Origin of the sequence: Posidoniimonas corsicana (assembly GCF_007859765.1) — a bacterium.
GTDB lineage: Bacteria > Planctomycetota > Planctomycetia > Pirellulales > Lacipirellulaceae > Posidoniimonas > Posidoniimonas corsicana.
In genome coordinates this window covers 861,113-885,818 of the sequence record NZ_SIHJ01000001.1, presented here as the reverse complement: position 1 = coordinate 885,818, position 24,706 = coordinate 861,113, and the positions used below count along the sequence as shown (strand labels likewise).

General features: G+C 67.1%; 22 protein-coding genes. 13 read left to right on the top strand and 9 right to left on the bottom strand.

Going from position 1 to position 24,706, the window contains the following annotated elements; all coding sequences use genetic code 11:
- The first annotated feature begins 32 nt into the window (after positions 1 to 32).
- Together KOR34_RS03275 and KOR34_RS03270 are read left to right on the top strand one after the other, a co-directional pair.
- Positions 33 to 305: a hypothetical protein gene (locus tag KOR34_RS03275; RefSeq protein WP_146562159.1), complete on the top strand. Its 273-nt coding sequence runs from the start codon at positions 33 to 35 to the stop codon at positions 303 to 305.
- A gap of 5 nt (positions 306 to 310) precedes the next feature.
- On the top strand, positions 311 to 1,120 hold the full coding sequence (locus tag KOR34_RS03270; protein WP_146562158.1) for a TatD family hydrolase: 810 nt from the start codon (positions 311 to 313) through the stop codon (positions 1,118 to 1,120).
- Positions 1,121 to 1,134: 14 nt separating this feature from the next.
- Here KOR34_RS03270 and KOR34_RS03265 read toward each other — a convergent pair whose 3' ends face one another.
- The 6 genes from KOR34_RS03265 to KOR34_RS03240 all read right to left on the bottom strand — a co-directional run bounded on the left by KOR34_RS03265 (position 1,135) and on the right by KOR34_RS03240 (position 7,130).
- Positions 1,135 to 1,827: an AIM24 family protein gene (locus KOR34_RS03265; protein WP_146562157.1), complete on the bottom strand. Its 693-nt coding sequence runs from the start codon at positions 1,825 to 1,827 to the stop codon at positions 1,135 to 1,137.
- 29 nt (positions 1,828 to 1,856) lie between these two features.
- A complete protein-coding gene (locus tag KOR34_RS03260) occupies positions 1,857 to 3,197 on the bottom strand; it encodes an alkaline phosphatase family protein (protein ID WP_146562155.1) in 1,341 nt (446 codons plus the stop codon).
- A gap of 65 nt (positions 3,198 to 3,262) precedes the next feature.
- Positions 3,263 to 4,096, bottom strand: a complete 834-nt coding sequence (locus KOR34_RS03255) for a sugar phosphate isomerase/epimerase family protein (protein WP_146562154.1) — start codon at positions 4,094 to 4,096, stop codon at positions 3,263 to 3,265.
- Positions 4,093 to 5,001, bottom strand: coding sequence for a UbiA family prenyltransferase (locus KOR34_RS03250; RefSeq protein ID WP_197531100.1), 909 nt, complete (start codon positions 4,999 to 5,001; stop codon positions 4,093 to 4,095). The genes KOR34_RS03255 and KOR34_RS03250 overlap by 4 nt, the downstream gene beginning before the upstream one ends.
- 43 nt (positions 5,002 to 5,044) lie before the next feature.
- The gene (locus KOR34_RS03245) at positions 5,045 to 5,890 is read right to left on the bottom strand and encodes a sugar phosphate isomerase/epimerase family protein (RefSeq protein ID WP_146562151.1); all 846 of its coding nucleotides are present in this window, start codon (positions 5,888 to 5,890) and stop codon (positions 5,045 to 5,047) included.
- A 55-nt stretch (positions 5,891 to 5,945) separates the two neighbouring features.
- Positions 5,946 to 7,130, bottom strand: a complete 1,185-nt coding sequence (locus KOR34_RS03240; protein WP_146562150.1) for a THUMP-like domain-containing protein — start codon at positions 7,128 to 7,130, stop codon at positions 5,946 to 5,948.
- Positions 7,131 to 7,277: 147 nt separating this feature from the next.
- On the opposite strand from KOR34_RS03240, the gene KOR34_RS03235 reads away from it, so the two are divergent.
- The 7 genes from KOR34_RS03235 (at position 7,278) to KOR34_RS03205 (ending at position 15,263) form a co-directional block, all read left to right on the top strand.
- Positions 7,278 to 8,105, top strand: coding sequence for a DUF6690 family protein (locus KOR34_RS03235; RefSeq protein ID WP_146562148.1), 828 nt, complete (start codon positions 7,278 to 7,280; stop codon positions 8,103 to 8,105).
- Between the two features lie 41 nt (positions 8,106 to 8,146).
- The gene (locus KOR34_RS03230; protein ID WP_228714488.1) at positions 8,147 to 9,091 is read left to right on the top strand and encodes a GNAT family N-acetyltransferase; all 945 of its coding nucleotides are present in this window, start codon (positions 8,147 to 8,149) and stop codon (positions 9,089 to 9,091) included.
- A gap of 403 nt (positions 9,092 to 9,494) precedes the next feature.
- The gene (locus tag KOR34_RS03225; RefSeq protein ID WP_146562144.1) at positions 9,495 to 10,922 is read left to right on the top strand and encodes a DnaA ATPase domain-containing protein; all 1,428 of its coding nucleotides are present in this window, start codon (positions 9,495 to 9,497) and stop codon (positions 10,920 to 10,922) included.
- Between the two features lie 52 nt (positions 10,923 to 10,974).
- Positions 10,975 to 11,616, top strand: coding sequence for a nucleotidyltransferase family protein (locus KOR34_RS03220; protein ID WP_197531098.1), 642 nt, complete (start codon positions 10,975 to 10,977; stop codon positions 11,614 to 11,616).
- 26 nt (positions 11,617 to 11,642) lie between these two features.
- Positions 11,643 to 12,098 (top strand): (2Fe-2S)-binding protein, encoded by a 456-nt coding sequence (locus KOR34_RS03215; RefSeq protein WP_146562140.1) that lies wholly within the window; start codon positions 11,643 to 11,645, stop codon positions 12,096 to 12,098.
- A 35-nt stretch (positions 12,099 to 12,133) separates the two neighbouring features.
- Positions 12,134 to 14,308 carry a xanthine dehydrogenase family protein molybdopterin-binding subunit gene (locus KOR34_RS03210; RefSeq protein WP_146562139.1) on the top strand — a complete coding sequence of 725 codons (2,175 nt, stop codon included), beginning with the start codon at positions 12,134 to 12,136 and terminating at the stop codon, positions 14,306 to 14,308.
- Positions 14,309 to 14,393: 85 nt separating this feature from the next.
- The gene (locus KOR34_RS03205; RefSeq protein ID WP_146562137.1) at positions 14,394 to 15,263 is read left to right on the top strand and encodes an alpha/beta hydrolase; all 870 of its coding nucleotides are present in this window, start codon (positions 14,394 to 14,396) and stop codon (positions 15,261 to 15,263) included.
- A gap of 12 nt (positions 15,264 to 15,275) precedes the next feature.
- Here KOR34_RS03205 and KOR34_RS03200 read toward each other — a convergent pair whose 3' ends face one another.
- Positions 15,276 to 16,169 carry an AraC family transcriptional regulator gene (locus KOR34_RS03200; protein WP_146562136.1) on the bottom strand — a complete coding sequence of 298 codons (894 nt, stop codon included), beginning with the start codon at positions 16,167 to 16,169 and terminating at the stop codon, positions 15,276 to 15,278.
- A gap of 249 nt (positions 16,170 to 16,418) precedes the next feature.
- Between KOR34_RS03200 and KOR34_RS03195 the strand changes: the two genes are divergently transcribed.
- The 4 genes from KOR34_RS03195 to KOR34_RS03180 all read left to right on the top strand — a co-directional run bounded on the left by KOR34_RS03195 (position 16,419) and on the right by KOR34_RS03180 (position 21,457).
- Entirely contained in the window at positions 16,419 to 17,270 is an 852-nt protein-coding gene (locus KOR34_RS03195; protein ID WP_146562134.1) for a phytanoyl-CoA dioxygenase family protein, read from the top strand.
- 201 nt (positions 17,271 to 17,471) lie between these two features.
- Positions 17,472 to 18,860, top strand: a complete 1,389-nt coding sequence (locus KOR34_RS03190) for an SUMF1/EgtB/PvdO family nonheme iron enzyme (protein ID WP_228714487.1) — start codon at positions 17,472 to 17,474, stop codon at positions 18,858 to 18,860.
- Positions 18,861 to 18,977: 117 nt separating this feature from the next.
- Positions 18,978 to 20,300, top strand: a complete 1,323-nt coding sequence (locus KOR34_RS03185; RefSeq protein WP_146565795.1) for a Gfo/Idh/MocA family protein — start codon at positions 18,978 to 18,980, stop codon at positions 20,298 to 20,300.
- A gap of 410 nt (positions 20,301 to 20,710) precedes the next feature.
- The gene (locus KOR34_RS03180) at positions 20,711 to 21,457 is read left to right on the top strand and encodes a DNRLRE domain-containing protein (RefSeq protein ID WP_146565793.1); all 747 of its coding nucleotides are present in this window, start codon (positions 20,711 to 20,713) and stop codon (positions 21,455 to 21,457) included.
- 89 nt (positions 21,458 to 21,546) lie between these two features.
- Here the strand turns inward: KOR34_RS03180 and KOR34_RS03175 are convergent, their stop codons facing one another.
- Together KOR34_RS03175 and KOR34_RS03170 are read right to left on the bottom strand one after the other, a co-directional pair.
- Positions 21,547 to 22,524: a D-cysteine desulfhydrase family protein gene (locus tag KOR34_RS03175; protein WP_146562131.1), complete on the bottom strand. Its 978-nt coding sequence runs from the start codon at positions 22,522 to 22,524 to the stop codon at positions 21,547 to 21,549.
- Positions 22,525 to 23,024: 500 nt separating this feature from the next.
- Positions 23,025 to 24,590, bottom strand: coding sequence for a glycoside hydrolase family 28 protein (locus tag KOR34_RS03170; RefSeq protein ID WP_197531097.1), 1,566 nt, complete (start codon positions 24,588 to 24,590; stop codon positions 23,025 to 23,027).
- Positions 24,591 to 24,706 lie beyond the last annotated feature (116 nt).

Sequence of the window (24,706 nt, the reverse complement as noted above, 5' to 3'; positions counted from 1 at the left end):
CCGCCGCCCGCTGATTCAACCGAGATAGTGCCATGGCCACCGCCCGCTCCGCTGAGCAGATCCTGGACGAGGAGTTCTTGACCGTCCGCGCGAAGCTGCTCGAGGTGGCGGCGGCCTTCGACCGGTTCGACCGCGGATCGGGCGACGTCAAGGCAGACCCCCGCCACGCGACGCTTGTCGAGGCGGCCGGACTGTTGATGACTCGTGGGCCAGACCGCGCCGAGCGGCTGCAGCTGCTGTTCAGCCGTGAGTACGAGCCAGGGTGGCGCAGCGAGATGGGCGTCCGTGCGGGAGATCAGGGATAGCGGAAATGGACTACATCGACCCCCACATCCACATGGTCAGCCGCACGACGGACGACTACCGCACGCTCGCCCAGATGGGCTGCGTTGCGGTGAGCGAGCCCGCGTTCTGGGCCGGGTACGACCGCGGCGGCGTGGAGGGCTTTCGTGACTACTTTGAGCAGCTGACCGCGTTCGAGCCGAAGCGGGCTGGCTGGTACGGGCTGCAGCACTACACCTGGCTGTGCATCAACGCCAAAGAGGCCGAGGATGTGCAGCTGTCGCGCGAAGTAATCGCGATGATCCCCGAGTTCCTCGAACGGCCCGGCGTGCTGGGGATCGGTGAGATCGGGCTCAACAAGAACACCAAGAACGAGGCCACCGTGTTCCTGGAGCACGTCGACCTCGCGATGCGGACGGGCGAGCTGATCCTGATCCATACGCCCCACCTGGAGGACAAGCACCAAGGCACGCGGATGATCCTCGACATGCTGACCGGCGACAGCCGCATCCAGCGGGAGCGGGTGCTGGTGGATCACGTCGAGGAGCACACCATCCGCGCCGTCCGCGAGGCGGGCTTCTGGGCCGGCATGACGCTGTACCCCACCTCGAAATGCACTCCTGAGCGGGCGTGCGATATGGTTGAGGTCTACGGCCCCGACCGGCTGATGGTCAATTCGGCCGGAGACTGGGGCCCGTCGAAACCGACCGCCGTGCCGGATTTCATCCTCGAGATGCGCCGCCGCGGCCACGCGGAGTCGCTGATCCGCCGGGTCGTGTACGAGAACCCGTTGGAGTTCTTCGCGCAGTGCGGGCGGTTTGAGTTTACGCCGCGTTAGGGGCAGGCGGTCGGCTACGCGCCGTGCTGCAGGGGCGCCTCTTCGTAAGGCTGGACCACGACAAAGCCGTCGCCCTCGAACTTCATCTGGAACGACTCGCCGCTGCCGCGGCCCAGAAACGTCTTGAACGAGACGTCCGTCTTCAGGTCCGGCTGCAGATTGCCCGACCACGCCACCGTGGCGTTGGGGTCGGTGTAGACCGGCCGGCCCGGCTCGACCCGCAGGGTGAGCGGGTCGTAGTGAGAGGTGATGGCCAGCATGCCCGACCCTTCGAGCCGCACGTTGAACAGGCCGCCGGCCAGCACGCCGGTCAGGCGTTTCATCATGTGGATCTTGTTGGAGAGCGACGGCTCGAAGGCGAGCACGTCGTTGCCGTTGACGTAGATCGCCTCATCCTGGAGCGAGAGCACCGTGACCTTCTTGGCGCTGTCGGCCAGGTACACCTTGCCGACGCCCTCGGCCTTGGTAAGGCGGCAGCCCTCGCCGCTGATCGACTTCTTGAACAGGTTGCCGAGCCCCTGATCGAGGATCCCCTCGCGGGTGAAGGTCACCTGGCCAATGTAGCTGACCATCGCGCCCATCTTGATCCACACCTGGCCGTGCAGGTTGACCTCGAGCATCCGCTCGGTCTCGAACTCGAAGAGGCCCTGGCCGCGGTCGGCCTCGCGGGTCTGGCTGAGGAACTCGGCGAGGGTGTAGCGGCTCATGCTTCTTCCAGAAATACGAAGGGTGAGGGTCAGACGCCAAACTGCCGCAGCACCAGATCCGCCACGTCGGTGTCGGCCATGGCGCGTTCGACGAACACGCCCCGCTGCGACGACAGGATGACGCCCCGCTGGGCGTCGGTCACGGTCGGCGCGCCGTGCGACCCCTTCACCAGCGTCGCGTCGAGCGGCGTGGGGCCGAGGCCCGCCTGCATCGCGGCGGGGTCGAGGTACATCTCGACCGGGTCGTAACCCGGCTTACGGTGGATGTCGACCGTGCGGGCGAAGGCCGGCGCGAGGGCGTCGTCTTGCCAATAGTAGTACGCGAACCACGCATCAGGGTCGGCTACCAGCACGATGTCGCCGCTGCGCTCGTGGATCAGGTCGTACTTGCCGCGTTGGTCGCCAATGAGCGTCTCCGCGATGCCGGGCGTATCGCGCAGCGCGGCGGCGGCCTGCGCGATTGTGTCGGCATTGCGGTCTTTGATGAACACGTGAGCTATTTGGTGGTCCACGAGCGCCCAGGTAGGCGTCCCGGCGAAGTCGATGAGCTCCCGCCCGTCGGAGTCGTTGGCGACGTCCAGCAGGCCCGCTTCGCGGAGCAGGCGGTTGGGGTACACGACCCGCTCGACCGGGGTGATCACATACTCGCTAGCGACCAGCCACAGCGGATCAGCCTGGTAGGCCGCGTTGAAGCCGGCGACCAGCCGCGCGATCTGAGCGTCGAGTTCGGTGCAGGCTGCTATAGCTTCTGGCGAGTCGGGGCCGTGCTTCTGCGCGGCGTAATCCAGGTGTGGAAGGTAGAGGTAAAAGAAGTTCGGCTGATGGTTCGCCGCGGTCCAGACGGCCGAGTCGACGATCCAACGGGACGACGCGACGCTGGCCAGCGGGCCCCAGAAGTTCTGCAGCGGGAAGTGCCCGTGCGCGTCGCGGAGGTCGCCGTACAGCATCTGGGGCTTGGTGTAGCACCACAGTGACTCGCTGCCGTCGGGGTTGTGGATGGGCGCCGGCAGGCAGACATAATCCGCGCCGCAGCCCTTGGCGAACATCGGGAACCAGACCGCGGAAGTGATCGCCGGGTCGTGCTGGTGCAGCAGATCCCACAACTGGGGACGCTGGATCTTGTCGTTCCAGGCGGTCCACATCTCGACCTCGGACGAGTCACGCCAGAAGTAGCCGTTCGCGACGACGCCGTGTTCGCTTGGCGGCAGGCCGGTGGTCATGTTGGCCTGCACGGGCAGCGTCACGGCAGGGAAGCTGCCGGCCAACGCCGCGCGGTCGCCCCCGTCGGTCAGCTTCCGCAGCGACGGCATGTGCTGGAGGTCTTGGCCGCGGAGGCCGGGGATGGAGAGCAGGACGACGTTGTCGGGCATCGAGTCTTGAGGTGGGGGGCGTTGGAGGGCTGTAGGCTGGGGCGGGGGTGTCGACGGTGAACGCTCTACTCGAGCAGCGGAGCGAGGAACTCGATCGACCGCCGGGCCGCCTCGGGCGCCATGTGGCTGTGGCGGCTCAGCTCGACGCACAGCGGCCCTTCGTAACCGCTCTCCTGCAGCGCGGCGATGACCGGCGGGAAGTCGATTTCGCCATCGCCGAACAGCAGGTGTTCGTGCGCGCCGGCCCGCATATCCTCGATATGCACGTTGACGATCTGGTCGGCGGACGAACGGATTACGTCGGCGATCGGCAGCTCGCCGTTGCAGTGCAGGTGGCCGATGTCGAGCGTCAGCCGCAGCTCCCCCGGCGCGTCGAGGCTGCCGACGAGCCGGCGGTACGAGTCGACGGTGTCGATCAGCATGCCCGGCTCGGGCTCCATCGCCACCGTCACGCCCCGCTCCGCGGCGTGGCTCAGCACATCCCGCAGGCCGGCGGAGAGCCGTTGGGTCGCCACTTGCTCGGGCGCGTCGTCTCGGACCACACCCGACCAGAGCGATACGCAGGCGGCGTCGAGCCGCTCGGCGACATCGATCGCGTACCGGTAGAATGCGACCCGCTCGTTGCGAGCCCGTTCGTCAGGCGAAACGAGCGTCGGTTCGTGCTTGTTCAGTGGGTCCAGCAGGTAGCGGCAGCCGGTCTCGACCACGCACCGAAGGTTGCACCGCTGCAGCAGCTCGGCCGTCCGGTCCAACTGCTGAAGGTTGTGTGCGTCTAGCGGGCTGAGCACGTCGTGGTCGATGGTGATGGCGACCGCCCGGAAACCGAGCGAGGCGAGCACCTCGATCGACTGCCGTAGGGAGTGGTGGGCGAACCCGTTGGTGTTGTAGCCGAGGATCATGTCTGTAGGACACGTCTTGAGAGGAGCATGGTGGGGGGCAGCAACGCCAGGATGGCCAGCCCCCACAACTGACCAGCGTACCCCCACGCCAGCGCCGCGTCGATGACGATCACGCCCTGGATGGCGTTGCCGACCGCCGACTGGACCGTGCGAGGGCCCGGCTGGAGCACCGCCGCGACGAACCGCCTCGCGATAAGCAGGGCCGTTACTATCCACAGCAGTCCCCAGGCGAGCGTCGTCACGCGGAGCTGGGGCAGGTCTCCGGAGCCGGGCAGCCAAGGCGTGGTCGCCAGAGCCACGACGCCGGCCAGCGCCACGCCGGCGCCCTTGGTCAGCGCCGCTCGACTGCTGCGCTGGGCCTCGGATCGGGCAAACAGCGTCACGCCAACGATGTAGATCAGCAAGCCAAGCGGAATCGCCCCAAGCCGCAGGTGAGAGAACTCCGGTGCTCCAGAGGCAAGCTTGCCCAGCGCTACCGACATCCCGAGCAGCACGTTCAGGGCTCGGCACGCGCCCATCAACATCGGCTTGAGCGGGCTCGCCTTGGGCCAGGCGTCGTACGCGTAGACGGTGATCGCCAGCGCGCCGGCGATGGTGATCGGCGCCGGTCCACCGCTGATCGCCGATGCGGCCGCCGCGGACGCCAAACCCAGCCCCATTAACCCGTAGCCGAAGGTGGCGGCCTCACGGCGACTGATCCGCCCCGACGGGATCGGGCGGGTCGAGCGGAGCCGCGCGTCCTCATCCGCGTCGAGCACGTCGTTCAGCACCATGCCGCTTAAATAGAGCCCGACCGACGCAAGGGTCAGGCACGCGGTCAGGGCAGGCGCGGGCAGTCCGCCAAGCGTCACCGCCATGCCCATCCACACGTCGGCCACCGCGGTCAGCACATTGGAGAACCGCATCAATTCCAGGAAGGCCGCCGCTCTTCCCCTTAGCCCGCTCGCCTCACGCATGGTCGACCAGGGGCAGGAGGTAGTCGCGCGCTCGGCGGGCGGCCGAGTCGGGGTCGTCGCCGTAAGGGTAGAGTTCGACGGTCAGCCAGCCGTCGTAACCGGTGGCGCGGATGGCGTTGATCGTTGCAGCGAAGTCGATGGCGCCGTCGCCCGGGATCAGGTGCTGGTGGACCCTGGTCGACGCGATATCTTCGAGATGATAGTGCACCGTGTGCGACTGCATGCGCTCAACCCAATCCTGCGGGTCTTCTCCGACGCAATACGCGTGGCCGATGTCGAAGTTGAGCCCCACGCACGAAGCGTCGATTCGTTCGACGAACTCTAGATACTGGTCGAACTTCTCGATCAGCAACTCCGGCTCCGGTTCGATCAGCAAGCCAACGCCCAGATCCGCCGCCAGCTCGACGCACGGCATCAGCTCCTCGTAGAAGACCTCGGCCGCAGCGGCGCGTGGCTGCCCGTCGAACTCCGGGCCTCCTGGCTCGGTGGTGATGTGCGGAGCGCCGAGGTCCTTGGCCAAACGCAGCGAACGCAGCGTGTGCTCGCGGCGGATTGCGCGGTAGTGCGGATCGGGGTCGGTCCAGCTCGGGTGCCAGTACGGCTGACGCTGGTCCGCCACCGCGTTCATCATGAACGCATTGATGTTGGAGATCGTTAGCCCGTGCCGCGATAGCGCGTCGCGGATGGCCTGCTTCTGGCAGTCCAGCAGCCCCGCCGGCCAGGCGTGGGGCACGTCGGCCAGGATCTCGATCCCCTGGTAGCCGGCCGCGGCGATGCGGCGGCAGGTCTCGTCGAACGGGTACGACAGGTAGGCATTGGAGCTGAAGGCGAGTTTCATCCCGACATCGTAATCCGATCGGGCCAACGCGTCAGGGGACGCCCGCGGAGGGCCGTCACAGGCGGGTGGCGACCGCCGCCACGTTCCGTCCGGCGTGCGGAAAGGCGATCAGGGTCGCCTCCGCAGTTCCGCTCAGTTTGAGCTGCTTGCGAAGCCGGTCGGGTTCGAGCGGCACGCCGCGGTGCTTGATCTCTAGTCGCCCTACGCCGCGTTCTCGCAGGTACCCGGCGATGGTCTTTGGTTTCAGCGGCAGCGTGTCATCAATGCGGAACCCTGAAACGAGCGGATGCTCGACCGGCTCTTCGCCAGCAAGGTAGCCGACGCCGCGGGAGACCCGGAGCAGACCAAGTGTGTCAGCCAAATCGTCGGTAAGCTTGGCGGCCAGCACCGACGGGTTGGGTTCGTAGAGGAAGCCGCCCAGCGATTGCGCTACGCGCTCGGGCGCGCCGACCCGGCCGATAAAGTCCCCGCAGATCTGGCCGTCGTCGCCGAGCCTTGTCGCGCGGCGCAGTCCGGGCGACTGCGATAAGGCGCCGAACCAAACGCAGAGCTGGCGGCACTCACCGCGGCGGCTGAGCCACTGCTGCTCGCAAGACTCGGCCCATGCGTCTGGCGCCTCTGCGGCCGGCGCAAGCTTTACTGCCGCGTTTGGCTGCGCATGAAGCATGGCGTCGAGGGTAGCGGCGTCTGGAGAGTGAAACGCCAGCTGGGTCGTCCGCCATCCGGCCGCACGGCGGTCGGGATCGGCGTGCCAGGCGTCAAGCTCACGGACGCTCGCCGCGCTTGCCGATTCGGTCCTAATGCAGTCGCCGGCGCCCTCATACGCCCGGAGGTTTGCCGCTGCCAACACCGAGACGATCGGGCAACTGTCGATGCCGGTCGCATTGCTGACCGCGGACAACGCGACGAGGTCGCCGCCAACCCCGCAGCAGACATCCGCGACCGCTGGGAGTCCGGCGAACCGTGACGCCTTGTAGCCCGCGACCCACTCGTCGGTCGCCTGCTGCAACCCGACGCGGGTGAAGTACATCCGCTCGGCCCGGCTGAATTTCGCTGTGCCGCGCTCGCGCAGTTCGAGCTGCTCGAGCAGCAGCCCGGTTCGCTCGGCGGAATGCGTCCTGCGTAGCTGAGCGGCGACTGTGTGCAGCGGCGCCGGGCTGGCGGCAAGGTCGGCCAGCACCGCCGCGGCCTCGTCGCCAACAAGCCAGCGGATGTCGGTGAGATCAGGGGTCGTCGTCATCGTAGCGGTTGGGGGAGGCTTTCCGCTTGTTCGCAGGAGACGCCCGCCGCGTGACGGACCGGCGCGACCTGCGGCTAAGGTCGATACAGATTATAGGCGGCGTCGCGCCGCCCCGTTTTCCTGGCCACCGATAGAAAGGAGCGTGCTGTGCTCGCCCGACCCGTCGCCATGACCGGCATGCTCGGCGCAGCGGTTGGCGTGCCGTACGCCATTCACAACCCACCGCAGGACTGGCCGGACTGGTCCTCCCCCCCTGCCGCGTCAGCGCCGGCCGACCCCGCGGCTGCGCCGGCGCCGGTAGCCACTGCGCCGCCTGAGGTTCCCGGGCCACAATACCCCACCGCGGGGGCGTACGGCAGCCCGATGCCGCTGGAGGGGGGCGGCTTCTACCCGGTCGAGCAGGTCCTGCGGATGGACGTCACCAAGGACTGGGTCTACCGGAACTGGCCACGGAAGTCGACCGGGCTGGCCGAGCCCGGCCTGTTCGGCGTGCGTGTGCCATTGGTCACCGGCACCGGGATGAACGACCTGGCCGGGTCGCTCTCCTACTACTTCAACGCAACCGGCCAGGTTGACAAGATCCGCTTCCGCGGGACCACCGCCGACACCAACCGCGTGATTGCGCTCGCGCAGCGTCAGTACGGGCTCGCGTGGCAACCGCCGCGTACGCCTGGCGAGCAGCTGCTGCAGTCTCGCGAGGGCGGCAAGGTGGTCGGCCAGCTGCGGACGTTCCCGGAGCCGGTGCTGTGGAACACCAAGCCGCACGGCAGCTACGGCGTCGACCTTGAGTTCAACCGGCCCGGCTCGGGGCACTATGTCACGAACGACACGCCGAAGCTCCAAGTGCCCCCCGACACGACCGCCGCTGCTGCGGCCCCGGCGGAGGCAGCAAAGGCTGAGAAACCGCCGGCCCCGGCGGCCACCAGCCCACAGCTCCAGAACGCTAAGCGTCCTGATTTCCGTTGGCCGAACTAGTCCGGCGGCTTTTCTAGATGACAGGCGTGCGGGTGTCCGGTATGCTCCGCGCTATGCCCGGTGATTTCACAATTGGCCCATGCGAGCCTGCCGATCTGCGGGCAGCGCTAACGCTGGTGCTCCGCACGCTGCCCGCCGACCAGCGGGCGCCGCTGGTGGACTCGCTCGCCAAGCTGCAGGACGAACCGCTCGGCGCGTTCCAAGCGCTGCTTGTCGCCAAGCAGGGAGACGCCCTGGCGGCCGCTGTGTGGGGGCAGCCTCAGCCTGGAAAGGGCTGCTCGTTGTGGCCTCCGCAGGCGGAGTCGGGGGAGCCGTCAACGGAGCTGACCAGCGCGCTGATCCAACGGGTTACAGCGATCGCCGACAAGGCGGGCGTTTCGATCACGCAGACGCTGGCGGAGCACCGCTATGGCCCGCTGCACCGGGCGCTGGTGGCGTGCGGCTTTGTCGATCTTGCCGAGCTGCGGTACCTGCAGTGGAGGCCGCAAACCCACCACCCTGCCCCGCCATCTGACGCCGTTGAGTTCGCGCCGTTTGACGAACGCCGCCAAAACCGCCTTGAGCGCCTGGTCAGCCGGACCTACCAGGGCACGCTCGACTTCCCAGAGCTGGACGGGGCGCGCAACGTGGCCGACGTGCTGCACGGCTACAAGGCGGTGGGCGAGTACGATCCAACGCTCTGGAAGTACATCCGCCAAGGCGAGCAAGACGTTGGCGTGCTGCTGCTTGCCGAGCACCCCGAGTCGCAGCAGTTGGAACTGGTCTACGTAGGGGTTGCGCCGGAGGCGCGGGGGCGCGGCCTTGGCGCCGCCGCGGTGGCCGAGGCGCAGCGCGTGGCTCTAGATCGCGGAGCGCAACGCCTGGTCCTTGCGGTGGACGCGCGCAACGAACCGGCGCAGGACATCTACCGCCGGGCCGGCCTGCGGGAGTGGGCGCGGCGCCACGCCTACCTCCGTCGCAACGGCGCGCCGCCGCCTGTCGGGTGACACGTTATCCACCGCGCTCGCATTCGGTTTGGGAGGGCTCGGGAGGCTGTTTCTGCTTGTATAGCAACAGCGAAAGAGTTTCTTCACGACTTCTTCACTGGCCGGTTTGACAGTCGTGCTAGCAGCCGTACAATCGGGCTCTCGGGTGACAACGACAGCCGCCAACAGCCATGGGCTTAACCGCCAAAACGCGTGACTGCCTCCGCCGATTTCTTACTTCGCGGGGGAGCATCGCTGACACGAATGGCAAGCCGCTGCGTCCGGGTGACGACGTTTAATTAATGGGCAGATCTACCGGTTTCTACCCGGTGATCATCTAGTCGCGTAACGGAATCCCTTACCCGCGGTGGGCGCGTCCCGCCGCACTCCAACGGCCACGAAGGCGTTGGTGCGTAGGGATGGTATGCGCGACCCAGGAGGCACACAGGAAGTGGTCAAGGACGATGCGGCGGCAGAGATGCCGCAAGAAGACGCCGATGACGACCGCCGGTTTGCCTCCACGCTCAGGAACGTCGTGGGCGAGAAGCGGCACAAGGCATGGTTCGAGGGGCGAGTCGGGTTCGACCTCTCCAGCAACGACACGCTGGTTGTGATCGCTGGCAGCACACTAGAGTGCGACTGCCTGCGGAAGCACTTCAAGGCAGAACTGAAGCAGGCCTGCAGAGCCGCTGGTCTCGGGTCCCGAAGCATCGAGTTTGTCGTCGACGCTGCCGTGGCGCCGACGCCCGCTCGACAGGATCGCCCGGCGGAGCCCGACGAGCCCGCTGTGAAGGCCGCCCCCGCGCCCAAGGCGCCGCCGAAGCCCAGCGAAGCGCCCGGCTTTCTTGTCAGCGACTCCAACCGCGAGGCCGCCAAGCTGGCCGAGCTGATCGCAGCCGGCAGCCCGGCGCCCTCGCCGGTGGTGCTGTGGGGACGCGGCGGCACGGGCAAGACGCACTTGTTGCGGGCTATCGCCGATGGCTTTCGCTCGCGGCACCGCCGCAAGCGGGTGGTTCGGTTGACGGCCGAGGAGTTTACGTCCGGTTTTGTCGAGGCGGTGCACGGACGCACGCTCGCCAGTTTCCGAGGCCGCTGCCGCGGCGTCGACCTGTTGCTGATCGACGACATCCACTTCCTGCTCGGCAAGCAGAAGACGCTCGAGGAGCTGCAGTACACACTCGACACACTCGCCGCCCAGGGCGCCGACGTGGTGCTGACCAGCGACCGCAGCCCGGCCGAGCTCCGCAAGATGAGCGGCGAGCTGCTGTCGCGGCTCGGCGCAGGAGTAGCGGTCGAGATCGCCCCGCCCGACCACAGCCTCAAATCGCGACTGGTCGAGCGGTTCGCGCAGCAGTCGGGAGTGCGGCTCGAGCCGGCCGCGGTGCGGATGATCGCCAGCGGGTTGATCGGCGGCGCCTGGGAGATCCGGGGCGTCGTCAACAAGCTGGGCCTCTCCAGCCGTCTGCTCGACCTGGATATCTGCGAGAAGGCCGTTGGCCGCGCCATCGACGACATGAACCGCGTCAGCACGCCGAGCGTTGGCGTTAAGCAAATCCAGGATGCGGTCTGCAGCGTGTTCGGAGTCGAGACCGGCGTCATCAAATCGAAGCGACGCACCAAGAGCGCCACCGAACCGCGTATGCTGGCGATGTGGCTTTCGCGGAAGTACACGCAATCCGCATGGAGCGAGATCGGCGACCAGTTTGGCAACCGCAGCCACAGCACCGTCATCTCAGCGTGCCGGCGGATGGACGAGCTTCTGGGCAGCGAGGCCTCGGTCCATGTCGCGGGCAGGCCCTGCGGCCTGCAGGAGGCGGTTCGGCTGGTCGAGACCGCCCTGCGAACCGCGTAGGCGCCGGGCGATTTGTTCGCGGCCCGCTGCCCGATCGGATACGCTACGCCCTATGGCTAGTTTCCGGTCATTCGCAATCGTGCCGGCCGCGGGGCGGAGCTACCGCATGGGGCGGCAGAAGCTGCTGCTCCCGTTTGCTGGGCGGCCCCTGATCGAGCACACGCTGCAGGCATGGACGGCTAGCGCCGTTGAGCGGGTGGTGGTCGTTGTGCGCCACGGTGAATCTACGCTCCGATCGCTCTGCGAAGACTTGCCGGTCGACGTTGCTTGCGTCGAGTCCTCGCCCGACATGCGAGCATCAATAGAAGCGGGGTTGGACTTTCTGCAGTCGACCTGGCAGCCCAGCAATCATGACGCGTGGCTGACCGCGCCGGCGGACCTGCCGACGCTGTCGTCAGGGTTGGTCAATGCACTTGTCGACGCTTACGATCCGAAGGAGCCAGCGGTGTGGGCCCCGGAGTCCTCCGGCCGGCGGGGGCACCCGGTGCTCCTGCCTTGGGCCGCTGCCGATTCCGTGCGGTCGCTTCCTAGTGGAGCGGGGTTGGATCAGTTACTGACGGAAGTGGAGGTCCGGACGGTGTCCGTTAGCGGCGACGACCTGCCCCGGGATATCGACACCCCTGAGGACTACCGCCGACTTGTCCGAGCGAGCCCGCACGCACACCGCCCCCGTTCAAGAGTCGATGCTGGCTGATCACCTCCCATACGCAGGAGAAACCAATGACAGATCGGCACTCGATCAAAGTCAACGGTCAAACCCACGCCGTCACGACGTCCTCCGACCGTCCGCTGCTAGACGTGCTCCGCGAAGACCTGGGCCTCACCGGGACCAAGTACGGGTGCGGCGAAGGAGAGTGCGGGGCTTGCACCGTGTTGATCGATGGCGTCGCCACGCGGAGCTGTATCACATCGGTTGAAGAAGTTGCGGATGCCAGCGTCGAGACAATCGAAGGGCTCGCCGGAGACGAACTGCACCCCGTGCAGCAGGCGTTCATCGACCAGCGGGCGATGCAGTGCGGCTACTGCGTGCCGGGCCAGGTGATGAACGCGGTTGGCCTGCTCCGCGAGAAGCCCCACGCGACCGAAGCCGAGATTGTCGAAGCGATGAGCGGGAACCTATGCCGCTGCTGCAACTACCGCAATCTACGGGCGGCGGTCCTGCAGGCGACGCGGTAGCCGAGGCCCAAGCACACATCACGGGAGTAGCAGGCATGCCGAACACGTCACTGAATGCCCGCGATCGCCAAGCATCGGACGGCTCGTTCGACGAGCAACTCCTCGCCGAGGAACGTTACGAGTTGCGCGAGCAGCCGCGGTATTCGTTCCGAACCGATCGTCGCGCCTTCGTGCAGACTCTCGGCGCCGGCCTCGTGGTTGCTGCCGCCTCCTCGCACGTGGCGGCGCAACGCCGCGGCGGTCGGAGACGCGTCGCCCCCGAGGAGCTTTCCGACCGGCTGCACATCGGCGAAGACGGCCGGGTCACCCTTTTCACCAGCAAGGTTGAAGTAGGGCAGGGGTCGCGCACGCAGCTCACCCAGGCCGCCGCGGAAGAGCTCAGCCTACCGCTCGACCAGATCGAGCTGGTGATGGCCGACACCCTCCTCTGCCCAGACGACGGCGGCACAGCCGGCAGCCGGACGACGCCATCCACCGTGCCCCGCGTGCGGTCGGCGTGCGCCGCGGCCCGCGTGCGGTTGGCGGCGGCAGCCGCGGCGACGCTCGGCGTCGCCGTGGACCAGGTCGAGCTGCGTGACGGAGCCTTTCAGGGGCCTGATGGCCTCTCGATCGGTTTGGGGGAACTCGCCAAGCAGGAACCTCTTGCGGGCGGCGATCCCGGCAATGACCAACGTCGCGTCGAGCTCAGGCGGGTTGAACAGTGGCACGTGATGGGCGAATCTGTTCCGAAGGTCGGCGCGCGGGAGATCGTCACCGGCGCCCACCGGTACACGTCCGACATCCAACTCCCCGGCATGCTCTACGGCAAAGTGCTGCGGGCGCCGGCGTACAACGCAAAGCTCATCAGCTACAGCACCGATACCGCGCAAACGTTGGACGGCGTAAGGGTGGTCGAGGACGCAAGCTTCGTTGGTTGCGTTGCCCCCACCTCGCACCAGGCCGCAAACGCGATCGAAGCGATCGTAGCCACCGCCGAGTGGCAGCGTGGAGAGCACCCGAGCAGCAGTGGGTTGGATGAGCACCTCCGAAGCACCGCAGACGGCGCGAGGGCAAGCCGTCGGGGTGGGCGAGAGTGGGGAGAGGCGCCGAGCGACGACGTGGGGCTCAAGACGCTCTCGGCGAGCTACTCGATCGCGTACATCCAGCATGCCCCAATGGAGCCGCGCGCGGCGGTCGCGAAGTGGGAAGACGGGATGCTCACCGTTTGGACCGGCACCCAGCAGCCGGCCCGCGTGCACGGCGAGCTGCGTGAGGCGTTCGGTTTGCCCGCCGAGCGAGTGCGCGTAATCGTGCCGGACACGGGCGGCGGATTCGGCGGCAAGCACACCGGCGAGGCGGCGGTCGAGGCGGCCCGGCTCGCCAAGGGCGCCGGCAGGCCGGTTTCGCTGCGGTGGACTCGCGAGGAGGAGTTCACCTGGGCATACTTCCGTCCCGCCGGGGTGATCGACGTGAACGCGGCGGTAGATGCCGACGGCCGGCTGCGCCACTGGGACTTCACCAACATCAACTCCGGCGGTTCAGCAATCGAGACGCCCTACCGATCGCCGAGCGGCCGCACCCGCTTCCTGCAGGCGGACTCGCCACTCCGCCAGGGGTCTTACCGGGCGCTGGCGTCTACGGCCAACGTGTTCGCCCGCGAGGCGGCGATGGACGAGCTGGCTCAGATGGCTGGCATTGACCCGCTCAGCTTCCGACTCGCCCACCTAGAAGCCGGCCGGCTGCGGGATGTGCTCGAGTCGGTAGCTGAGAAGAGCAACTTCAAACGACGCTGGGAGGCGGGCGAGCCGGTCGGGCTGGCCTGCGGAACGGAGAAGGGCTCGTTCGTGGCTGCATGCGCCGAGGCGATAATTGAGCAGGGCGCTATCCGAGTGAAGTCGGTGTGCCAGGCGTACGAGTGCGGCGCCATCCACAACCCGGCCAATGTCCGCTCGCAGGTCGAGGGCTCGATTGTAATGGGGCTTGGCGGCGCGCTCACCGAGCAGATCGAGTTTGAGAACGGCGCCATCAGCAACCCGTCGTTTTCTACCTACTCAACTCCCCGGATGGCCGACCTGCCGGAGCTTGACGTGGTGCTGCTTGACCGCCAGGATCTGCCGTCGGTGGGGGCCGGTGAAACGCCCCTGATTGCTGTGGCGCCGGCCATCGCCAACGCGCTGTACCGGGGGACAGGCACTCCGCGCCGGACGATGCCGCTGCAGGTGTTAGGCTAACGCAGATTGCAATACGGGCCGCGCGTGATCAGACTGGCGGTGCGTCTGTCGCCTCCGCCTACTTGTATCGCTGCCTGGTCCACCTATGCGTTTGTTGACATCGCTGCTGCTCGCGGCCGTTTGGGTTTTCCCGGCCGCCGCCGGAGACCTTCCGCGCCCGCTGGCGGCGCCGCTCTGGGAACACGGCCCTCCCAATGCACCGGCGGACGCGACGCCGGGCGGGGACGACGGAACGGGACGCTACTGGGACGTTGGCCTGCCCAGCCTGTGGCTCTACTCACCGGAAGGTCCAACGCCCGAACGGGGACGCGTGACCGTGATCGCTTGCTGCGGCGGCGGATACACCCACCTCACCCGTCTGGTGGGGGCAGACGGTGCGGTCGAGGCGTTTCTTCCCAAGGGGGTGGCGGTTGCCGCTTTGCGCTACCGCACGGCGCCCCCGTCTGAACAGGTCGAGGCCGACGCGTTGGCGGATGGGCTCCGCGCCATCCGCTTGCTCAGGGCCAACGCCGATAAATGGGGCGTGGACCCCGGCAGGATCGGCATCCTCGGCTGGTCGGCCGGCGGGAACCTGTCCCTCAACGTGGCGTCACACTTCGACGACGGCGACCCATCGGCGGCAGACCCGGTCGAGCGGGAGAGCAGCCGGCCGGACTTCGTGGCGTTGCTCAGCCCCTGGCCGTCTCGCCCCGCACGGACGATGGCGTCCTATCCCATCGGCCCGAAGGTGCCGCCGGCGTTCATCGCGTCGGCCGAAGACGACCGCACCGCGCCCGTGTCGTTCGCCCGGTCCATCGCCGACGCGTACCAGTCCGCAGGCGTCGACCATCATCTCTGGGTCACCAAGACCGGCGGGCACGGGGCCTTCACCATCGGCGGCCCCGGCGAGGGCGGCAAGTGGGTCGAGCGCTTCTGGCCCTGGCTGCAGCAAGTGGGCGTGCTCGACGCCCGGTAGCTTTGACTCGCTCTACTGGGCGGCGCTCGCACGCCGGTACTCGCGGGGCGAACGCCCCACCGCTCGTCGGAACTGGCGGTTGAAGTTCGATAGGTTGCCGAATCCGACCGCCAGGGCGATCTGGCTGATGGGGGTGGCCGTTTCGTGCAGCGCCCGCTTCGCCTGGTCGATGCGGGCTTCGTTCAGGAACGCCACGACGCTGCGTCCCGTGTACCGCCGGAAGTAGCGGCAGAGAGTCGCACGGGACAGGCCGACCGCTTGCGCGACATCGTCTACGGTAAGCTCCTCGGCGTGGTGCTCGAGCAGCAGGTCGATGGCGTCACGGATCTTGTCGGCGTGGGCGGCCGACGCGGTGATGGTGTACTCCTTCTCGCACAGCGGTGCGGCCTGCTCGCAGGCCTCTTCAAGCCGAGCGAGGATGGCGAGCACCGACGCCAGTCGCTCTACCGGTCCGTAGCGCGACAGCGTCAACATCCGTTCGCCCACCTCGGCCGTTAGCGATTCGTCGAACAGCAACCCGCGGGATGCATTGACGCGGAGGTTAGCGAGGCGAGCCGCCTCACGCAGCGAGCCGAGTCCCCCGCTGTTGCTGAGGTCGAACTGCAATGCCGCACCCCGGGACTCGTCCAACCCCCGCCAGTAGTGCGGCAGGTCTGCGCCGATCAGCACCAGCTCCGGCGGCCCAATCGCGCCGATGTGGTCGCCGATGAATCTTGTGCCCGATCCGCGGTGGATGTAGGTGAGCTCAACCGCTCGGTGCGCGTGCCAACGTTCGCCGCGTCCCTCGATCGCGGACCAGCGGCCCGGGCCGACCGAGACCTGCACCTCGCTCAGTGAATTCTCCCACTGCAGCAGCCGGAACGACTGGTCGGGAGGGGATTCGATGACCTCGCGATAAACCGCCATGGTGGGATTGTAACCAAGTTCGCCTGCGAATGGTTTGTTGGGTGAGTGGATAGTATTGGTTTGTGCCGTGAATCGCGGAGAATCCCACACCCGGTCGCACTAGAGTGAAGAGACGAGTACGGGAGAGACCGAGCCGCCCAACGGCGTTGCGGACGATCCCGCTCTTCCCAACCCGCCGGTGCTTCACTCGTCAGGCGGGGACTTGGGCGAATCCCACGATCTCATTCGATTCCAGGAGGAAGTCTGCAGATGGCCGTCGACCAACAGACACGATTTGGCGCCAAGGGCAGCGAGTACGTGCTAACCGAGGATCAAATCCGCGACTTCCACGAGAACGGCTACATCATCCTGGACGATGTGCTGACCGAGGAGGAGCTGGCGCCCATCGAGGCGATCTACGACGTTTTCATGAACGGCGGCGTGCCCGATATGGGTCGCGACTTCTGCGATATGAGCGGGCCGTACACCAGAGCGTTCGAGGACTACCAGATCGTCAACGCGGTGCTGCCCCGTGTCTACCGGCCTGAGCTGGTCGGCAACATCTACGAGCAGCGGGCCGAGTCGATCTCGCGTCAGCTGCTAGGCGACACCGCGACGCTGGACTACGACCAGTTCCTCGCCAAACGTCCGAAGAAGGGCGGCGCCCAGTTCGCGTGGCACCAGGATCTGGGCTACTGGCCCAGCACCCCGCAGTTCGACACGCTGACCGCCACCGTGTCGCTCGCCCTGGACGACGCCAACGACGAGAACGGCTGCCTTCAGGTGGTGCCCGGGTCGCACACCGAGCCGCGGCTGCGCCCCCACCGCCCGATGATCCGCGCCGGCGCGGGCAACGAGCGTGAAGAGTCGCACACGCTGGCCGCCCAGGTGGCCGACGGCGACCAGGTCGTGTCGGTGCCGGTCAAGCGGGGCAGCGTCAGCGTGCACAACGAGCGGATCCTGCACGGATCTCCCGGCAACGGATCGGAGCGTTGGCGTCGGACCTACATCGTCGCCTACCGCCACAAGGACTTGGTCGATTACGAACGGAGCATCGGGTTCACCCACTCGCACAACGACAAGATCAACTGGACCACCCACCTCGAGTCGCTAGAGTCCTAACGCGTCCGTTCCGCAGCGGGCACGGTCCGCAGACGGCAATGGGCGAAAGTTGCTTGCCGCGCGACCGGCGTCTACATTCGGAGGAGATGGCATTCCGCCGAAGCCTCGCGGCGGGTTGCGGCGGTGACCAGTAGGCAGCCACTCGGGATTGGGGTGCACTTGGTGTTCAGCAGAGTTAGATCTTGTTGCGTGTTGGCGCTGGTGGGGTGGTTCCTTGTGGGCGGCGCTGCTCGCTGCGCGTCCGCGGTCGACTTCGTCAAGGACGTGAAGCCGATTCTCGAGCAGAACTGTTTGTCTTGCCACGCCGGCGAGGACTCGGACAGCGGCTACGACCTGTCAACAAAGAAGGCGGTGTTTGACAGCGAGTACAACGAGCCGATGGTCGTCGCGGGCGATCCCGACGCCAGCTCCCTCTACACCACCATGGCGGCCGACGCGGATTCCGATGAGCTGATGCCGCCCGCCGACGCCGGCGGCCCGCTCGACAAGAAATCCATCGACACGATCCGCGCATGGATCGCCGCCGGCGCCCGCTGGCCCGCGAGCGAGACGCTCCATCCGCGGGCCAAGCCCCGCGACCGGTCCTACACGCCGGACAACCGGGACCTGCTCGAGCAAATCCACGCCAAGATTGTCGAGCAGTCGAAACGCGACGCCTCGGCAAAGATCGCTGGGTACGAGGAGAAGATCCCGCGGACCGGCGTCGTGTTTGAGATGAAGGCGATCCCGGGAGGCGAGTTCTCAATGGGCAGCCCTCCGACCGAGGTGAGCCGGCACGACAACGAGGGCCCGCAGGCCAAGGTGACGATCAGCCCGTTCTGGATGGGCGCCCGCGAGGTGACCTGGGACGAGTACGAGCCCTTCATGGTCACCACGGTGGAGCGGAGGAAGAACGGCGCCCGCAAGGACTACGACCCCCAGCGGCACACCATGGTCGACGCGGTGAGCGCCCCGACCGCGCCCTACATGGAGATGAGCTTCGGCATGGGGCAGTCGGGCTACCCGGCGATCAGCATGACCCAGCACGCCGCCAACAAGTACTGCCAGTGGCTGAGCGCCCAGACCGGGCGGTTCTACCGACTCCCAACGGAGGCCGAATGGGAGTACGCGTGCCGGGCCGGTTCACGGTCGGCCTACTCGTTCGGCGACGACCCGGCCAAGCTGAGCGAGTACGGATGGTTCTACGACAACAGCGGCGAAAGGTATCACAAGGTTGGCGCCAAGAAGCCCAACGCGTGGGGCCTGTACGACATGCACGGCAACGTGATGGAGTGGACCGCCGACCAATACCTGCCCGACTACTTCGAGCGGGTAAACAAGAGCGCAGCGGACCCGTTCATGCGTCCCCGGACGCTCTACCCGCGGGCCGTTCGCGGCGGCGGGTGGGACGACGACCCAGAGAACCTGCGTTCGGCCTTCCGCAAGGGCTCAGACCCGATCTGGAAACAGCAGGACCCGCAGCTCCCTAAGAGCATCTGGTACCACACAGACGCGCAGTGGCTCGGGTTCCGCGTGGTCCGCCCGCAGCGGACCCCAACTGTCGACGAGATGGACGCGTTTTGGAACAGCGCGTCCGACCTGATAAAGTAAACCAACCTGGCTGCTCCGCACTTTTCACTTTCCCTTAGCGAGGAAGACGCCGTGGCAGATATAACCCAAGCGGACTCGAGCCGGCGAGGATTTCTTAAGACGGCCGGCGCCCTCTCGATGCTGGCCGCCGCGCCGCGCAACGCGTTCGCGCAGCACGGCTCGGACAACACCATCCGCGTTGCGCTGGTCGGTTGCGGCGGGCGTGGGACCGGCGCCGCCGCCGACGCACTGTACGTGACCGCCGCGCCGCTCAAGCTGGTGGCGATGGCCGACGTGTTCGACCACCGGCTCAGCACCAGCCTCGACGCGCTCACGCAGGAGTTCGCCGGCCAACCAGACAGGGTGGACGTGCCGACCGAACGCCGCTTCGTCGGGTTCGACGCGTACCGCGACGCCCTCGACCAGCTCCGCCCCGGCGACATCGCCATCTTCGCCACGCCGCTGGCGTTCCGCGGCCCGCACTTCCAGTACGCGATCGACCGCGGGCTGCACGTCTTCATGGAGAAGCCGCTCACGGCCGACGGCCCCACCTCCCTCCGCATGCTCGAACTTGCCAAGCAAGCCAGCGAGAAGAACCTCAAGTGCGGCGTTGGCCTCATGGTGCGGCACTGCCGCGGCCGGCAGGAGCTGCACCAGCGGATCGCCGATGGCGAGATCGGCGACATCATCTCGATGCGTGGCTACCGCATGCACGGACCGGTAGTGACCTGCTTCTCGACCCGCAAGCCCGAGGGGCGGCCGGAACTGATGTGGCAGGTCGAGCGGTTCCACAGCTTCTTGTGGGCCAGCGGCGGACTGTTTAGCGACTTCAACATCCACCAGATCGACGAGCTTTCGTGGATGAAGAACGCCTGGCCGGTCAAAGCCGTGGGCATCGGTGGTCGACACTACCGCAATGACTACATCGACCAGAACTTCGACACGTATTCGATTGAGTACACCTACCCCGATGGCGCGACCATGTTCTTCGGAACGCGGATCATGCCGGGCTGCAAGAACGACATGTCCAGCGTCGCCCACGGCAGCAAGGGTTCGGCGGTCGTCAGCGCATCGGGCCACTCGCCCGGCCGTGTGAAGACCTTCAGCGGCCAGCGCCAGAACCGCCGCGAGATCACGTGGGCGTACCCGCAGCCCGAACAGAATCCGTACCGCCTGGAATGGGAGGACCTGGTCGCGGCGATCATCAATGACACCCCCTACAACGAGGTGCCGCGTGGAGTTGAGGCGAGCGTCGTGACCAGCATGGGCCGCATGGCCGCCCACACGGGCCAGGAGATCACGTTCGATCAGATGCTGCACTGCCCCGTTGAGTTTGCCCCGGGAGTGGCCGACTTCACGCCGAACGGGCCGGCGCCGGTGATGCCAGACGGCGAGGGCCGCTACCCTACGCCGATGCCTGGCGTGCTCCGGGAAGAGGAATACGCGACCGCCAGCGTGTAGCGGTTTGCCTGATCGGTCACGATCCCTGCGGCCCGCAGTTTGCGGGTTTCAGCCGTGAGTTCTGCACCAAGAGCCCGGCCGCAGCCGGCCGCCAAAGGTCAGGACAGGCCCTGCATTGCACGACGCCTGCGGATATTGGGCCGCCGCTTGCAACATGCCGGGTTGAATGGGGCCTAGCAGGCTCTTAGCTTGAATGAAGGACTGGGGCGACGCCCCGCCTACCGCAACTGTGTTAGTTGGCTCTCGTGGGCAGCGAGAGCAGTCCGACGAGCGGTGGTGGAGTTGTTTTCTTGTGTCCTGCGGCGCCTCTGCCTAGTCTGAGGTTAGCCACGTTTTTCTTGTCTCATCCTGTTCTCGGGCCCGTACCCTCCTCTCTTTCTTGTTCCGCACACGCGGTGGGAGCGCATCTAATGAATTGGCAGCGACGATCCTTCTCTTCCCTCTTGGCGGTTGCATGCGCGGCGGTCATCGCCGGACCCGCAGCCGATGCCTACGCCGCTTCGATCGGCGCATCGGACGACACCTGGGTGCGTGAAGACAACCCGGACAGCAACCGCAACGGAAACGATCAGGTCAACGCCCGCACCGACCTGGACGGTGACGACAACGACGTGATCCTTCTTAAGTTCCCCACCACCGGCCTGCCGGGCGGCGTGTCGGGCCTTTCGCTCGACCTCTTCTGGCAGCGGAGCGACAGCGGCACCGGGAACACGCTGAGCCTGTATGGCGTCAACGAGTCCGACCCTGACGAGGCCAGCTGGACCGAGGGCGACGTCACCTACAACAACGCTCCGGGCCTGATCCCGGACGGCGTTGACCCGACGGCGGAGCTCGCGGCGATGAACTCGTTCGACGACATCCGTGACCTGGACACCGCCAATCTGACGCTGCTCGTTGATGGGCAGGACTACGGCCCCCAGGTGATCAACGAGAAGTACTCCTTCTCCAGTGCCGCCCTGGACGCCTTCGTCAACGGCGACACCAACGGCCAGGTTTCGTTCCTTATCTTCCGTGGCAACGAGAGCACCAGCGGCAACCAGGCCCGCTTCTGGCCCAAGGAGTCGGGGCCCGGCCCGGTGCTTAGCTACGTGCCCGAGCCGAGCGCTCTGGGGCTGGTCCTGATCGCGGGGCTGGCCGCCGTGCGGCGCCGGTCCTAGCGATACGCATTGAAAACCTTGCACAGGCCCGCCGTCGGCGTCCGCCGCCGGCGGGCCTTTCTGTGCGCACCCGTGGGCGGCGCCCGCTGCTACGAAAGCACGTCATCCGCGTAGGCGTGCAGCGCCGACTCGTCGCCGGTGTGCCAGTACAGCACCCGCTCGCCCGGCGCGATCCGGCCCGATGCGACCAGGTCGAGCATTGCGCCGAACCCGCGACCGCTGTACACCGGTCCCAGCAGGATCCCCTCGGTGCGCCCCATGACGCCAATGGCGTTGCGTTCCAGGTCGCCTACAACGCCGTACCCGCCGCCGAGATAGCAGTACTCGATGTCCAGATCACCCGCCGCGATGGTCTGGTCGGTCCCCAGCAGCGCCGCCGCGGCGGTGGCGATCCCGGCGACTTCATCCAAGAACTCCTGGTCGTCTGGATCGGCGTCGATGCTGATCGCCGTCACGCGACCGGCGAAGGCGGCCCGCTTCGCGCCCAGCACGAGCCCCGCCTGGGTGCCGCCGGAGCTGGTCGGGAACAGCACCCGGTCGAACGACATACCGGCGGCCGTCGCTTGGCCCATCAACTCGTCGAACGCGGCCGCGTAGCCGACCGCGCCGATCGCGTTGGAGCCCCCGATCGGGATGACGTAGGGCCGTTGGCCGGCGGCGGTCAGCTCGTCGGCGAGCGACCGCATCCTCGCGTTGCGGTTGGGCTTGGCGGTCCAGTGCACCGTCGCCCCCAGCACGTGGTCCAGCAGCAGGTTTCCCAGCGGGGGCTGGGGCTCACCGCCGAGCACCAAATGACACCCTAGGCCGTGCTGGGCAGCCGCCGCGGCGGTCTGCCGACAGTGGTTGGATTGCGGGCCGCCCGCGGTGATCACGCAGTCGGCGCCCTGCTCGAGTGCGTCCGCGATGAGGTACTCCAGCTTGCGCGTCTTGTTGCCACCGGTGGCGAGGCCGGTCAGGTCGTCACGCTTGATCCACAGGTCGACGCCCAGCTGCTCCGATAGCCGCGGCAGCCGGTGGAGGGGCGTTGGGAGATTGGCCAGGGCAACGCGAGGCAGAGGGTTCGGCATTGGGCATGCAGCTGGCAACACGCCAGTATCTGAGAGGAAGTGATCTGAGATCCAACCGGACGATCCCGGTCGAGATCGCTCGCTTGGCGATAGTCGCGTGCACGACTTGCCGCCCCGACGGCATCGGGCACCCCACGGTCCACGGCGGTTGCGGAGCGTCCCTGGCAAGGTAGTGACCTAATCGTTTTGTCCAAAAACACGCGCGAAGGGGACAAAACTCAGGGCGAATGGTCCCTATGGTTCTTCGTAAGCTCTTTATTGAAAGGTTGTTGCGATGAGTGGTCCCGGGCGGGGCGCAGGAGTTTTGTCCCTTTTCCGGCGCGCAGCGCGGACGCCCGTGCTCCGACTAACTCCTCGGGGCTTCACGCCCGCGGCGATAGACGAGCCCACGGGCGAGGTGGTGGTCGCATGAACACCAACCCTGATTAGAACGCACGATGTGGCCTTTTTCCACCACCCGTTGGGCCAAACTCAGCGGGAAGGCCCCCGGCCTGGCCGCCCTACGGTTCTTGGTAGGCGTCGGTTCTCCAGCCGACTGGCCGGGCGGGCCTGCAGTCGTGGAAGCGGATGTCGCCGCTCTCGGGGCCCTCGATGTTGGCCTGCACCCGCCCGCCGGGCACGTCGAAAGTGACGCGGTCGAACAGCACGCCCCGCGCGTCGAGCAGATTAAGCTCCGGGGATTGGCTCTCGATCTGCACATTGCGAAGGGTCATCCCACGGAGGTCGGCCGCGGTGATCAGCAGTTCGCCCCGGATACGCGCGTTCTCCACCAGCAGGTTGGTGAGCGGCGACTCGGGGATGCCCGTCACGTGGATGATGCGCGTCGCCCCCTCCACGACCACGTCGCGGATGGTGACGTCGCGGAAGAACGGCGTCAGCTCATTCGCGTCGCGCGCCGGCAGCCGGTTGGCCAGCTCGCCCACGTAGGTGACGCTTCCCAGCATGTCGCAGCGGAACATCTTGCCCGACAGACGCATCCGCAGACGCTCGTAGATCAGGTTCTCGCCGCCCCCGGCGCGGGGCCGGCGGGTCTTGAGCCGGATGCCGACGTCGGTGTCGTCGAACACGCAGTCGTGCACGTATAGGTTGCGGATGACGCCGGCGGTCTCACTGCCAACGGTCACGGCGCCGTGGCCCTGCTTGGCCAGGCAGTGGCGGATCACGACGTTCTCGGTGGGGCGGTTCACCCGCCGCCCGTCGCGCCCGCGGCCGGCCTTGAGGGTGAAGCAGTCGTCGCCGTTGTTGAGCGTTGAGTACTCGATCAGCACGTTGCGGGACGACTCGATGTCGATGCCGTCGCCACGAGGGATGCCGACCGAATTGACCGTCACCCCCCGGATCACAACGCCGTCGCAGTAGACGGGCACGATGTTCCAGAACGCCGTCTGCTCGAGGGTGACCCCCTCGATGTACACGTTGGTGCAGCGGGTCGGCGAGATGAACATCGGCAGGAAGATCGGCGCCCCGCCCTGCCCTTCGTACACCCGCTCGGCGACCGGCTTGTCGAGCGGAACGAACCGCTCGACTACGTCCTGGGTCATCATCTGCCGCTTCACGGGGCCGTCCTCGGGGCCGAGCAGCGTGCCGCGGCCGGTGACGGCGATGTTGTCCGCGTCCAGCGCGTAGATGCACGCGCCGAGCGACATCACCTCTACCCCCTCGTGCCGCGTGAACACGGCGGGTCGGTAGTCGGCGAGTTCTCCGCTGAACCGAAGCCGGGCGCCTTGGGCGACATGCAGGTTGACGTTGCTCTTCAGCGTGATCCGTCCCGAAAGCCAGTCGCCGGCCGGGATCAGCACCGTGCCGCCGCCGGCGGCGTGGGCCTTGACGATCGCGGCATGGATCGCCTCGGTGGCTTTCACGCCCGGTTGGGCGCCCTCCTCACGGATGTCGATCGTCCGGTCGGGGAAGCTGGGCTTCCTGAACGATCGCATCGGGAACGGCGCCATGACCGGTGCGATCTCGGTGAGCAGGTTCGCTGCGCCAACGTCGTTCAGCGTGGGTATCCGGGCAGCCGGTTGGGCGGACGCCCTCTGCGCAGCCAACGACGGCAGCAGCAGTGGCAAGACAGACGCGACGGCATAACGCCGCCAAGCAGATGCGTGAGACAAAGGACCATCGCCAGAAGTAGGTGAGGAGCGACCAACCGTTCGGTTCGCTCGATCCTATCCGACGCGGCGCC